Source organism: Bifidobacterium sp. LCP19S3_E9 (assembly GCF_052121135.1).
GTDB lineage: Bacteria > Actinomycetota > Actinomycetes > Actinomycetales > Bifidobacteriaceae > Bifidobacterium > Bifidobacterium thermacidophilum.
This window is the reverse complement of record NZ_JBQKEV010000003.1, coordinates 179,480-192,498: the sequence shown is the minus strand read 5'-3', so window position 1 is coordinate 192,498 and position 13,019 is coordinate 179,480. Positions and strand designations below refer to the sequence as shown.

At 61.8% G+C, this 13,019-nt stretch carries 11 protein-coding genes; 4 read left to right on the top strand and 7 right to left on the bottom strand.

Features of this window, described 5'->3' with window-relative positions:
• Positions 1 to 43 precede the first annotated feature (43 nt).
• The 7 genes from ACTQYB_RS02695 to ACTQYB_RS02665 form a co-directional block, all read right to left on the bottom strand.
• A complete protein-coding gene (locus tag ACTQYB_RS02695; protein WP_275039741.1) occupies positions 44 to 454 on the bottom strand; it encodes an Rv3654c family TadE-like protein in 411 nt (136 codons plus the stop codon).
• Complete coding sequence (locus ACTQYB_RS02690; RefSeq protein WP_321046631.1) at positions 451 to 978, bottom strand: TadE family protein; 528 nt, start codon at positions 976 to 978, stop codon at positions 451 to 453. Before ACTQYB_RS02690 ends, ACTQYB_RS02695 begins: the two co-directional genes overlap by 4 nt.
• 28 nt (positions 979 to 1,006) lie before the next feature.
• Entirely contained in the window at positions 1,007 to 1,300 is a 294-nt protein-coding gene (locus ACTQYB_RS02685) for a DUF4244 domain-containing protein (RefSeq protein WP_029576051.1), read from the bottom strand.
• 266 nt (positions 1,301 to 1,566) lie between these two features.
• Positions 1,567 to 2,043: a type II secretion system F family protein gene (locus ACTQYB_RS02680; RefSeq protein WP_441481797.1), complete on the bottom strand. Its 477-nt coding sequence runs from the start codon at positions 2,041 to 2,043 to the stop codon at positions 1,567 to 1,569.
• Between the two features lie 118 nt (positions 2,044 to 2,161).
• A complete protein-coding gene (locus ACTQYB_RS02675) occupies positions 2,162 to 2,875 on the bottom strand; it encodes a type II secretion system F family protein (RefSeq protein WP_441481796.1) in 714 nt (237 codons plus the stop codon).
• Positions 2,875 to 3,924: a CpaF family protein gene (locus ACTQYB_RS02670; RefSeq protein WP_441481818.1), complete on the bottom strand. Its 1,050-nt coding sequence runs from the start codon at positions 3,922 to 3,924 to the stop codon at positions 2,875 to 2,877. Before ACTQYB_RS02670 ends, ACTQYB_RS02675 begins: the two co-directional genes overlap by 1 nt.
• A gap of 585 nt (positions 3,925 to 4,509) precedes the next feature.
• Positions 4,510 to 5,469, bottom strand: a complete 960-nt coding sequence (locus ACTQYB_RS02665) for an ATPase (RefSeq protein ID WP_441481794.1) — start codon at positions 5,467 to 5,469, stop codon at positions 4,510 to 4,512.
• Between the two features lie 2,056 nt (positions 5,470 to 7,525).
• On the opposite strand from ACTQYB_RS02665, the gene ACTQYB_RS02660 reads away from it, so the two are divergent.
• The 4 genes from ACTQYB_RS02660 to upp all read left to right on the top strand — a co-directional run bounded on the left by ACTQYB_RS02660 (position 7,526) and on the right by upp (position 12,925).
• Positions 7,526 to 9,772: an RNA degradosome polyphosphate kinase gene (locus ACTQYB_RS02660; protein WP_033506620.1), complete on the top strand. Its 2,247-nt coding sequence runs from the start codon at positions 7,526 to 7,528 to the stop codon at positions 9,770 to 9,772.
• A gap of 358 nt (positions 9,773 to 10,130) precedes the next feature.
• A complete protein-coding gene (locus ACTQYB_RS02655; RefSeq protein WP_441481793.1) occupies positions 10,131 to 11,219 on the top strand; it encodes an NUDIX hydrolase in 1,089 nt (362 codons plus the stop codon).
• A gap of 19 nt (positions 11,220 to 11,238) precedes the next feature.
• The gene (locus ACTQYB_RS02650) at positions 11,239 to 11,961 is read left to right on the top strand and encodes a hypothetical protein (RefSeq protein WP_441481817.1); all 723 of its coding nucleotides are present in this window, start codon (positions 11,239 to 11,241) and stop codon (positions 11,959 to 11,961) included.
• A gap of 322 nt (positions 11,962 to 12,283) precedes the next feature.
• Entirely contained in the window at positions 12,284 to 12,925 is a 642-nt protein-coding gene (upp, locus tag ACTQYB_RS02645) for a uracil phosphoribosyltransferase (protein ID WP_015449741.1), read from the top strand.
• Positions 12,926 to 13,019: the final 94 nt, after the last annotated feature.

Sequence of the window (13,019 nt, the reverse complement as noted above, 5' to 3'; positions counted from 1 at the left end):
CCTTTCACCAATCTAGCGTTGCGGCAGAACACGCCACACCGCCTCATCCACAGGCCACGGGTCCGGCGCGAGAGGTTTTCATAATCATCATGCCGAAACCCTGCCGGTATTCGTAGCGCACGCTCACCGTGACGTCCTCGCCATCGACTGTGCAAGCCGCGACACCAGCCCCATCGGCGCGAACGACACGCCCTGCCACCGCGCATGGGTCGCGATGGCCTTCACTCAGCGCCACTGCGGCGGACACCGCAGCATCATCAGCCCACGATCTGACACGATTCCCGGTGATTCTCGCATGGCCGACGCCGGCGGCGGCAAGCGCCGCTACGCATGCGACGGATATGATCATCACCATGAGCACCACCGCCGACCCCTGTTCACGGGATGGAGAGGATTCGCGGGATTCATGGGGCTCACGGGACTCACAGGGCCCATGGCAGCGAACACCGGTCACGAGGACGCTCCGCTCGCAGACCCTTGCACCGATGCCGGCAAGACGCTGCTCATCCCGGACACGACCGGGCACTGCGTGTGCACAGTGACCAGTCCCCCATCCTCCGAGATCGTGGCCGTGGCGTCTTTCCCCGCGACCGCGGCAACAGCCGTCGATGCGATGTTCCGCGCCTGTTCGCCGTGCGCAGGCACCCGGGCGACCACCACTTCGCGAACAGCTGAAGATGCCGCGTCCTGACACGCCATCGACGTGGTCACCACATGCGTCAGCGAAAGCACCATCGCCATGAGCACCACCGCGACGGGAAGCACCATCGCGAATTCCGCGGTGATGGCACCCCGCTGCCCATTTTGTTCAGGGGCATGAGAACGGCCCCGCGCGGCGCCGGATTCCCCCGGCCACTGTTCCCCCGACAACCGAGTGGGCCATGCCGCCGACATGCCGAATCCCCCATCGGCATTTCTGCGAGCGCCCGATGCGCCGTCCATCCCCTGCACGGCGCCGTGGCTTCCGGCTGCCCTCATGCGGGGCCGTTCACATGCGTATCCCATTTCAGCCCTTCTTCAACTCCATAGCACCCTTGATCAGAGCGAGCACGAGATTCTTCACGATATCCGATTTGATGACCGCGAACAGCACAGCGGCGAAACCACAGGCAGCAACGAGAACCATCGCGTATTCCGCGGTCGCCGCACCTTTCTGCGGTTCGACGGCCATCAGGCGGATTTTCGCGTCAATCATGCACGCACGTTCCTTGGCTTTGCGCGCCGCCGTTATCGGAGCGCTCCGCATGGCTGTGATGAATCCTGTTTTCCCTTGCATCAAGGGTTGGTGAATGCCGGTCATGGTTGTTCCTTTCTGATATGGCCCGAGGCTCCGGGCACCGCCTGCCTTGGCGGTATCCCCAGTGTGCCCGACCGGGACCTCGCGAGGGAAGCTCGAACGGGCAATGTGGTCGAAAGACGACTGTTATCCACATCGACTTATCCACATCCCCGTCCATGTATCCGTCCATGTCATCCGCACTGATTCCGCCCTGATTCCGGTCGGTTCCAGGCGGGTTCCGTCAAGTCGCCAGGCGAAACGCGCCATCGAAACAACAAACGACCCGCTCAGCCTCCTATCAGCGACATCGCAGTCGGCACCACGCCAATCACAACGAACGCCGGCAGAAAACACAACGCCGTCGGCAATAGAATCCGCACCGACAACCCCGCCGCCGCCTGCTCAATGGCATGGCGGGCGTCACGGTCGGCGCGTTGCACCGCCAATTCCAATCCGCGCACCGGGGAAGACCCATGCTCCCACGAATCACGCAAACCCTCACGAATCAGCCGACACGCCGAGACACCGGCATCGTCCCCGACCCGCCACGCATCATCCCACGACGTACCCCGGTACAACCGTCGCGAGACCGCGCACAGCGCGTCCCCGGTCAATCCTCCGGTCAACTCGCCCACCGCGTCCAACGCGCACGGAACCGATGCGCCCTTACGCAACGCGACCGCAAGCATCTGCACCACAAGCGCATCGCTCGGACGTAGCCCATCATCCGCAAGCCGGCGAGCCACATCAATCCGGCCAATCATGCACGGTCCCGACCTACGCAGCATCAACAACAATGACACGCAGCACGAGGCCAACACCGCAAACGCTGCGGCAGCCTGCACACCCATCAGCTCCCCTTTCCAGCCCGGCAGCCGCCGGTTACGATTCCTGCAAAGCCGAACGCACCATGGAACGCACCCACACGGCACCAGCCGCATACCCGGACAATCCCAGGCACAGACACGCCACACCGACAGGCGAACCGAGCAGAGTCTGCAACGGATGCGCGCCAAGCAGGGCGCCGAACCCCCAGGTGCCGAACGGCAAAACGAGCAGCAGCTTCACTGTCGCCTTCGGCATCGCACTCGCTTGGGCGACCAGCTGGTCACGGCCCACCGAGCGGCGGAACGAAGCGCTTACCGCTTCCAGGCAGGACCCCAGTTCGCAACCCAAGCGACCGCTCAGCTGCGCGGCGGCACACACTTCCGCCGCAATCCGCTCAAGATACGCCGACTCGCCGTCCCGAGCGTGGGCAGCGAGCGCTCGAATCACCGCAAACCGGTCCACAGCGTGCCCCGATAGGCCAGATAATCGGGTGGGTTGACCTGACTGATCTGACTGGCCTGACAATTGGCTCGATTGCCCCGATTGCTGCCCGGAAAGTCTGGAAAGCGAATCCTCCAACGTGCCTCCCGCACGCACCCCGGCAGTCAACATCGCCAGCGCCGCATCCAATCCCGCGGCTGCGGGCGGCTCCACTGCCCGACCATCAGCGGCATCGCGCAACCGCCCTCGGCACGACACGCCATCCCACACCGGCAACATCAGCAACGCCGCACAGCAGATTGCGGCGATCAACGGCCACAGAATCATTACACTTCCGCCACCTTCAGCGAATGGCCCTGCCACGATGTCGCCGCCGACGCGAGCCAGCGTGCCGCGAAATCCTGCCACCCCTCAATCGCGAGCGGCCGGCCGACACCATCCCATGCCAACAACGGCACTCCGACCAAAGCGCCGTGAACCACCGCAAGGGTGCCCACCTGCGCGATATGCCGCCCGGTCGACGTACGCTCCACATGGATCACCGCATCAAACGCGTCCTGTGCGAGCATACCCAAAGCCCGAGCGTCAAGCCCCGCCAGCAACCCCAACGATATCAACCGTGCAGGCACACGCTCCACGCCATCGGCATGCAAGGTCGTGGCTCCACCACGATGCCCGGAGTTGAACGCACGCAACAAATCAGCGATCTCCTCACCGCGGCATTCACCCAACACCACACGGTCGGGGCGCATCCGGAGTGTCGCCTTCACCAGCTCAGGCAAGCCCACCGCCCCAGCGCCCTCGACATTCGCCTCCCGAGCAACCAGCGACACATGATTGCCGCCGGAAACCGCAGCCAATTCGCCAAGCTCGCGGACTTCCTCGACGCTGACGATACGCTCGCCGATTTCACAACGACCGAGCAACGCCTTGAGCAGCGTGGTTTTCCCGGCGCCTGTGCCGCCGGTGATGAGTATCGTGGCACGGCCGCGAACCAAGCCGTCCAGCAGGGCAAGCCATGCCAGCGGGAACATGCCGGAGGCACACAACGATTCCAATGTTGGCGGCAGGCTTCCCGGCAGACGGATCGAAATCGAGGCGCCTTGTGGCACAATCGGCGCGATGACCGCGTGGACGCGGATTCCGTCAGCTGTTGACGCGTCCGCAATCGGGCAGGCGTCATCAAGACGACGGCCCATCTGTGCGCACAGCCGCACGGCGTAATCGCGAACGACATGCGGCGAGCGGAACGGCACGGCGATGCGGCACGGAAGCATGCCCGCCCCGCGATCGGCCCAGACCCCGCCGTCGCAGGTCACCGCGATATCAGTGACCTGGGCGTCCTGAGCCAGCCATTGCAACGGGCCGAACGCGATGGACAATGCTCTGCGCGGCGCTGCGGGCGCGGGGATTTCCGGGTTTGCTGAGTTTGCTGAGTTTGTTCGACTGGCTGGGCTGGCCGGGCTTGCGACTTTGGCGCTTGCGTTATTCCGGGGATCATCACGATTCATGCGATGTCCTCGTTGCGGCGAATTGAGCCGGCGCGCTTGATGGCGGCAGAGTCGGTGGGGTGGCCTCTGGTGTGGCCATTGGTGTTGTTGCTGTCAGCGGGACTGATGTTGGTACTGGCACTGGCTGCGAAACTGGCGCTTGCACTGACACAAACGGCGAGACTGACTCTGACGCTAGCGGCGCCGTTGCAGTCATCGCCGTTGTCACAGTCATTGTCAGTGTCGTAGTCACCACCGGTGTCGCCGATACGCTCAATGCCGGTGTTCCCATCGCAGTTCTTGTCGGCATTGCTCCCGCTGTCATCCCAGATACAGCCGCTGCAGGAACAGTCATCCCAAGTACAGCCATCCCAGATTCCACCATCTGAGGTGCAATCATCGACGATGCGATCATCACAGTCGTTGCAATAATTGCAATCATTGCCGTTGCGACCGTTGCATTCATCGCAGTCATCGCCGCTCCCAACTCCTCGCCGACCCCGTCCTTCTGGCATCAAGCCACGATGCCACAGTGCGCAATGCTTTCGCGTTCGCCCGGTTCGGCTTGAGCAAGCCGGTCCCCTCAAGTATCGCCGCGCACAACCGCGTGTCAGGCTGGATGCTGCACAGCACGTCGATGCCCAGGTATTCCGCCGCCTCATCAACGCCAATCACACCACGGGCGGATGCACGGGCGGTCGGCGGCAGAACCCCGACCAGCGCGATATCGTCCTCTGTGACCGTTCCCGAAGCGGTACGATCGGCGAGCGTGGCGCGGTGATCGGACGACCGTCGACTGCCCCGGCCGGTCAGCGCCTCAATGCACGCCTGCGCGCGGACCGTGCCGAGGACGGATAATTCAACCAGCAGAATCATCGCGGAGCCTTTGAGCGGCAACGGAATCGCTTCACCGGGCGAATACCCGGCACGCCCCGCATCGACAACCACCATGTCATACATCTCGGCCAGTGCGCAGACCGCCACGGCAATCTCCCAATCCTGCGGCATCGGGCAAATCCACGGGCGACTGGACAGTACGTCAACGCCATCCCACGTGGTAAGCCGACGACGCAAGGCAGCACCGTCCACCTCGCCCAACGGAGCCGTGACGGCATTGAGCAGGACGCCAAGCTCGCTTTCCATGCCAAGCAGGACATCCAGTCCGCCGCCGGACAGGTCAGCGTCCACCAAGGCGAAGTCCCTGTCGTCGTATAGACCGTGCAGCGTTTGCGCGAGCAGCGCCGCGAAGGTGCTTGTACCGAGTCCGCCGCTCGCCGACAGTACAATCGCCGCATTCGGCGCGCGGTACACCGGCGACGAACATGGGACGCCGAACGAATCGGTCTCAGCACGGTAGTGGACGTTCGCCACCACGTTAGGGTGGGTGACCTGTTCAGATTGGTGCGTATTCGCATGTGTCATATGTGTCATTGGTGATGTATGTGATGTCATACCATCCAATCGAACACGGTATGGGCGCTCGAGCGCCACTTCGAACCGGGAATGTGGTCGAAAGATGATTCCCGCGGTGTGGCTGGGTTTCTGGCTGGTGTGCGGGCGATTGTTCCTCACGTGATGCCATGGTTTCGCGCGTCTCAGGGTCACTCGGTATCGCGAATCGGGACGAACCACAAGTGATGATGCCCCTCCCGCACTGGCGGGTGTCAGGGGTCATCACCGGTGACGCGTATGAAACGGCGCGATGATATTCCGCGTTGACGGATGGCGGAGTCAGGCTGTGGACGGGAGTGTTTGTAATCATCTGCGGTCCGCACTGGTGGTTTGACGTCGGTATCTTGCGTATTTGCGGTACTTGATGGTGCCTGGCAACGTGTATCTCGACTGACTGTAGTACCTCGCGGATTGCATCTGCGTTATCTGTGTGCGGATAGGTCCGATACCGCGAGTACGACCCGCGGAATTTCAACGACGCTACTTCGGGTCTCTGGCGCCGATGAACACAGATACGCAAGATACGGCCGGGCAAGTACTACAGATATCGCAGATATCAGCACTGAGCACATGGTATCGCGGTGTATCAAGACCGCCCCGAGGGTTATAGGACAAAATGTGTATCCGGTGGCGGGTCAGTCGGGGGTGCCGTGGCATTTGGGGCATCGCGGAGTGTTCATTCCGCCAATCTGGCACATTCGAACCGCCCGTATGCCTTGCGCCGCAACGGGTCCGTGCTGATTCTGGACACACATTCTGGCCGCGCTCGAAAGTGACGGCATGAGGATTCGAAACCGCGACACGCATGACAGGACAACCTCTCACACTCGATTCCGGTCAACCACCCAAACTAGTTACGCTAACGACCGCCTCAGCGTAAATAGTTTGTAGAAGGGACGGCGACAAACAGACACAACCAAACCAACAGTCGCACAAACCGGTGCCGGCCAACCACCCAAACTAGTTACGCTAACGACCATCCCAGCGTAACCAGTTTGGGAAAAGGACTGCAGCAGGCACACGCACCGCCCAGCCACCGGAACACTGGACGCACACTGGCCTATTGCTTGGGGATACGATCGAACAAGTGCCCGAACAAACGAGAAGGCCCGCCGAAGCGGGCCTTCCGTACAAGGCTTAATGAGCAGAATCTCTTCACAACACCATCGTTGTAACGGTAAGTCTTTCCAATGCCCGTCCAACGTAACAACCTTTCGTGGCTATACACTACTGTGGGCTTCTGCTCTCTTAAGTTTTCCTTGTACTTGTTATTATGCCCCGATTCTCGCCGACCGCAACTCGATATCGTCGTCTGAGGCGGAATTGTTCATTTATTTGCGCAAGTGTTCGACGGCACATCCAAACGCGGCAATCTTGCAGATTCGTGTGCGCATCGAACCGGTTCGTATGTGCGATTATGTGCGCACCGAAAGACACGCCGGTCGCACCGGTCCGGCAGCCCTTCCCCCAACCAACCATTTCCGCACAAATCAGTACCAGAACACACATTCCACCACGCCATTGATGTCCTTGGAACCCAGCGGCAATCAGCGAGGCGCGGGACGGCATGCTCTGCCGACCGCCGAGCTATCCGTCACTCGACGCCTTGCCGACAGGTCAGGGATATCGGCAATCTCATGTATGCGGAGACATACATCATGCGCTGAAACCAAGCGCACCGACGCTCAAACGCACCGGAACCTCCAAGTCATGCATGCCATGACATTCGCAGACCGACAGATATGATCACACAGCGCATTCAAGTCGCCGGATACCACTCAGTTCTGCAATCATCTGTTGCGCCACAGGCCGATACCGACCGCCAAGTCCCAGAACACCCCACACAACGCCCCGCCGTGCGACCTGTCAATCGCACCACAACCGGGTACCATCCAGCCAACCAACCCACCCGCAACCCATCGCACCCCAGCAACCACCGCACCCACCCCACCCGCAACACGCCGAAATGTAAACACCGGCTAAATTTTCCCGACTTTGCCGCGACAACTCCCAGCCAAGTGCCTAGAGTAGTGGTATGGCACAAATTTTTGACGCACCCTCGAAGGCGATTCTGCGCAGCCAGATAGCTGAGCACATCGCCGAGACAGACAAGAACGACAAGCGGGAGACCCAGGAAGGCGAGCAGCCGCTGCCGCCAGACCGGTTCTTCGACCGCGAACTCAGCTGGCTGAAGTTCAACAAGCGTGTCCTCGAGCTCGCCGAGAACGAAGACGTTCCGCTGCTCGAACGCGCCAATTTCGGCGCGATCTTCGCCTCCAACCTCGACGAGTTCTTCATGGTCCGCGTGGCCGGCCTCAAGCGCCGCATCGACACCGGCATCGCCGTCACGTCGCCCAGCGGCCTGAGCCCGCGCCAGCAGTTCCGCGCCATCAGCGAACAAGCCCACCGCCTGCAAGACGAGCACGCGCACTACATCATCGACCATATCCTGCCCGCACTCGCCGATCAGCATATCGTCCTGCTGAGCTGGGACAAGCTCACCACCGCCGAACAGGAACGCCTGTCACGCTACTACCGCCAGCAGGTGTTCCCCGTGCTCACCCCACTCGCTGTGGACCCCGCGCACCCGTTCCCCTACATTTCCGGCAACTCGCTGAATCTCGCGGTGCTCGTCGAGAATCCGACCAGCGGCAAGACTCATTTCGCCCGCGTGAAGATTCCGGGCAACCTCAACCGTCTGGTCCCGGTCGACGATCTGACCGATGAGGAGAGCCGCGAGGAACGCTACGGCTTCATCACGATGGAGAACCTAATCATCGCCCATCTGGAATCCCTGTTCCCCGGCATGATTATCAAGGAGGCGCGATCCTTCCGCGTCACCCGAAACGAGGATATCGACGTCGAGGAAGACGACGCCGAAAACCTGCTCAACGCGATGGAGAAAGAACTGCTGCGCCGCCGCTTCGGACCCCCGATCCGCCTCGAGATCTCCGACGCGGCCAGCCCGTTCCTCTCCCAGTTGCTCGCCGACCAGCTGCGCGTCAGCGCCGACGAGGTCTACCGTCTGCCCACCCCGCTGGACATGACGGTTCTGTTCGAGCTGCAGGCCATCGACCGCCCGGATCTCAAGTACCGCCCGTTCATCCCGATCACCAACCGGCAGATTGCGGAAGTCGAATCCAGCCATGCGCAGGACATTTTCGCCGCCATCCGCGAGCGCGACATCCTGCTGCACCATCCCTACGATTCCTTCTCGACTTCCGTGCAGGCGTTCCTCGCCCAGGCGGCCGCCGATCCGAAGGTGCTCGCCATCAAGCAGACGCTGTACCGCACGTCCAGCAATTCGCCGATCATCGACGCGCTGATTGACGCGGCGCACGCCGGCAAGCAGGTCCTCGCGCTCGTCGAGATCAAAGCGCGGTTCGATGAGGACGCGAACATCATGTGGGCCCGCAAGCTCGAACGCGCGGGCGTGCACGTGGTCTACGGCATCGTCGGACTCAAGACGCACTGCAAGCTCTCGCTCGTGGTCCGTCAGGAAGCCGATGGCCTGCGCCGCTACTGCCACGTAGGCACCGGTAATTACAACCCGAAGACCGCCCGCCTGTACACCGACCTCGGCCTGCTGACCTGCGATCCGGTGGTCGGCCAAGATCTGACCCGCCTGTTCAATCAGCTGTCCGGTTACGCGCCGAAGTCCAGCTTCCACCGTCTTCTGGTCGCCCCGCGTACCGTGCGCACCGGTCTGATCCAGCGCATCCGCCGCGAGGAGGACGCTGCCCGCGCCGGCAGAGAGGCATGGATTAAGATCAAGGTCAACTCGATCGTCGATGAGAAGACTATCGACGCGCTGTACCGCGCAAGCCAGGCGGGTGTGAAGATTGATATCGTCGAGCGCGGCATTTGCGCGCTCAAGCCCGGCGTTCCCGGCCTGAGCGAGAACATCCGCGTGCGTTCGATCCTTGGCCGCTTCCTCGAGCACAGCCGCATCTACGCCTTCGCAAACTCCGACGGCCCGCAGATCGGCGAAGGCCCGATTTCCGGCCCTGAGGTGTGGATCGGTTCCGCCGACCTCATGCATCGCAACCTCGACCGTCGTGTGGAGGCGCTTGTACGCATCACCGCGCCGGAGCAGGTGGAGGAGCTCATCCATTACGTCGATTTGCAGATGGCCGATTCCACCATTTCGTGGCATATGCAGCCGGACGGCACGTATGTGCTGCATTCGCGCGATGAGGAAGGCCGGCCGCTGGTCGATTGCCAGGAATACCTGATTCACAAGCATCAGCGCAAGCCGGGGACCAACACGCTCGCTCACTGAGCCCGCTCGGCGTAAAACCGCAAGAAATCAGGAAACGGGATGCGAGGGATTCGCCGCGTACGACACCCTTGCGATTGCCACGACGATGATGGCGGCCGACTGCAACCGGTCAGCCGCCATCATTCATGTCCGGGTCCTGTTCGCGCAGGTTTCGCCGTCACGGCCGTATCCGCGCTCGTTTCCGGTTTCGCCGTCACGACCGCATCAGTAGCTGTATCAGCAGCCGCTTTCGCAGTCGTGTCCGCGTTCACATCCAACTCGCATCCGCAATCGCACCCGCGCCGCACGCAAACATCACCCGTGCGAATCCAAGCGCTCGCAGACGGTATCGTTGATAGTCAAGGGGAAAGGAATCAGTATGCCAAGAATCGTCGAAGCCGCTGGAGGTATCATCTACCGCCCGCAACAAGCCGCATCGGGCGTGATGAAGTTCTCCGATGACGGGAGGCTGCCCGTCGGGTCGAATCCCGCATCAGCGCTCGACGCCATCGAAGTATGCGTCGTGCATCGGCCAAAATACGATGACTGGAGCTGGCCGAAAGGCAAACTGGAGAACAACGAAACCCACCGGCACGCGGCGGTACGCGAAATGGGCGAGGAATCCGGCGTCGCCGTGGAATTGGGGGCGCTGATCGGGGACATCGAGTACCCGCTGGCGGATGAGGGCCGACGCAAGCGTCGCGTGAAAAACAAAACCGTCGACCAGAAACATGTCGTGTTTTGGATGGCGACGCCAATCACCGAAGAAGCCGAAAAGCGCCGTCACACAGCGCTTGGCCCGGTCCTGCCTGCGGACAAGGACGAAATCGACACGGTGGTGTGGGTGCCGGTATCCCGCGCGCGCAAACTGCTGACCCATATCCTCGACCGCATGATTCTCGACAAGTTCGTGGCTCTAGTCAAAGCCGGCGCAGCGCAAAGCCGCACGCTGCTGATCGTCAGGCACGGCAAAGCAGAGGCGCGCAAACAGTGGAAAGGGTTGGATGGCGACCGCCCGATTACTCCGCGTGGAGCCGCGGCTGCATTCGCGCTGAACCGCGAGCTGGCGTGCTACAGCCCCGACCGTCTGGTCAGCTCCCCGTGGCTGAGATGTATGCAGACCATCGAGATTTTCTCCTGGCAGACCGGCCTGACCGTTGACATGGCCAACGAGCTGACTGAGGATGCGTTCGCCGAGAACCCTGATGCGGCATGGCAGCGGTTCCGTAAGGAAATCGACCGAATGCTGGACACTGGCATGGACACAGCCATCTGTATGCACCGTCCGGTGATCGGCGGCATGTTCACTCATCTGCGCGGGATGTGCGCGTCCGAGGCTTTGGCGAAACGGCTCATCGCGAAATCGCCGTATATGCCCACCGGCAACGCGATTGCCTTGGCTATCATCGAAACGGGCGACGGCCCGAAAATCATCGATATTCAGAAAGTGAGCCCACTTGTCTACTGACTCCTCCAGTTCCGGATCAATCCAATCCAGCAGATCGGGGTTCCTCGCCTCACCGTCAGGCTCGGCGCGGCCAGCCCGTCCGGCGCAGCTCGACCCGGCGATTTTGGACCATCTGGGGGGCGGTCTCGACCCGGAGGTCATCAGCGAGATGAGCCACGCTTCGGCGGCGGCGCTGCTTGACCGCGTGCACCACACCGAAGATCCGCAGATTGTGCGGCGTGTCATCACGCTTGTGGACACAGAAGGCGTGGATATCATCGCGCAGCTGTGGAGCAATGCAGAGCCAGATTCCCTGCCGGGTATTCTGTGGCGCCTGTATCTACTGCGCACATGGATGCAACGCAATCGTGAGCAGATAGCGCGATTGTGGCGGCTCAGCGAACCGGTGGCAACCACGGCTTCCGCCATTGTGGGAGTCGATGAGACGCCGGATGCCGAGGATATCGCCCGGACCGCGGATTCCATTCTGTCAGGTGCATTCACCGGTGATTTCGCTGTGGCACTGGACCGGGCGAGCGCGTTCACCGATGTCATCGCCAATGGGTTGCGTGTTCAAGCGCACCGGATCACCGCGGCGCAGAAGGATGCAGCGGCACACGGCGGGACGCAAGGGGCACAAGAGGCGTCGCACGACGCGCAGACCCGCGCCGCACGGCTCATGCACACCGCGGCGAATCTGCTGACCACGTCGCGCGACTTCCATGAGGGCGCGCACCTGTGGCGTCGAGGGCGGTTGGAGTAACGCAACGATTCAGCCCGTGCGGCGGAATCTGCATCTGCACGGAATAGGCACGAATGCGCACGCCACGCCGTGACAGAAAACCTCCGGATACCGCTATACTGGGCTGTGCGTCGAGCCGTGCTTAAGCCCCGGGCTCCATTTGTTGCCGCTGCGAGCGGCGTTTGCGCCGACAGGCGCTTTCACGGTCCGGCGCATTTCTTTCGTTTTCCCTTCTTTGCGACGGCCGCCGAATCACGCATCAACACAGGTTCTGCATCGTCGTCATTCGCCACGCCGTCGGACCGGCTCGCTCAATCACGCAGATGGCGGTAATCTGGGAAGCATGGAATTGCATGTACTCAACCACCCGCTGGTGGAACACAAGCTCACTGTGCTGCGTGACAAAAACACGCCGTCCAGCACCTTCCGCGAACTCATCTCCGAACTCGTCATGCTCGAAGCCTACGAAGCGACGCGCAACCTTGACGTGGTCGACAAGCCCATCGAAACCCCGGTCGCCCCGATGATCGGCAAGCACATCGCCGAACCGCGCCCGATTATCGTGCCGGTACTGCGCGCAGGCCTCGGCATGCTCGACGGCATGACCAAGATGATTCCGTCCGCAGAAGTCGGCTTCCTCGGCATGAAGCGCGACGAAGACAATCCGACCAAGCAGATCACCTACGCAAACCGCCTGCCGGAAGATCTGACCGGACGCCAGTGCTTCCTGATCGACCCGATGCTCGCCACCGGCGGCACGCTGGTCGCCGCGACCCACTATCTGGCCGAACGCGGAGCCAAGGACATCACCGCGATCAACATCATCGCGGCACCCGAAGGCCTGAAGTTCGTGCAGGAGCAGATCGACCCGAGCATCGCGTTCAAGGTCGTCGTCTGCGCTGTCGACGAGAAGCTCAACGACAAGGCGTATATCGTGCCAGGTCTCGGCGATGCCGGCGACCGTCTGTACGGCGTTATTGACTAGGCAGTGTAGCGGCACAACCACTCACGAAACCTAAGAAAGCCGGGAATCCTCGCTGTTGCAAGGGTTCCCGGCTTCTCGTTTCCTGCGGTCCATT

What these genes read in the sequence shown, in the direction of transcription:
- ACTQYB_RS02690 (WP_321046631.1), bottom strand. Translation starts at nt 978, where the DNA reads ATGAGGGCAGCCGGAAGCCACGGCGCCGTGCAGGGGATGGACGGCGCA.
- ACTQYB_RS02685 (WP_029576051.1), bottom strand. Translation starts at nt 1,300, where the DNA reads ATGACCGGCATTCACCAACCCTTGATGCAAGGGAAAACAGGATTCATC.
- ACTQYB_RS02680 (WP_441481797.1), bottom strand. Translation starts at nt 2,043, where the DNA reads ATGATTGGCCGGATTGATGTGGCTCGCCGGCTTGCGGATGATGGGCTA.
- ACTQYB_RS02675 (WP_441481796.1), bottom strand. Translation starts at nt 2,875, where the DNA reads ATGATTCTGTGGCCGTTGATCGCCGCAATCTGCTGTGCGGCGTTGCTG.
- ACTQYB_RS02665 (WP_441481794.1), bottom strand. Translation starts at nt 5,469, where the DNA reads ATGACACATATGACACATGCGAATACGCACCAATCTGAACAGGTCACC.
- ACTQYB_RS02660 (WP_033506620.1), top strand. Translation starts at nt 7,526, where the DNA reads ATGGCACAAATTTTTGACGCACCCTCGAAGGCGATTCTGCGCAGCCAG.
- ACTQYB_RS02655 (WP_441481793.1), top strand. Translation starts at nt 10,131, where the DNA reads ATGCCAAGAATCGTCGAAGCCGCTGGAGGTATCATCTACCGCCCGCAA.
- upp (WP_015449741.1), top strand. Translation starts at nt 12,284, where the DNA reads ATGGAATTGCATGTACTCAACCACCCGCTGGTGGAACACAAGCTCACT.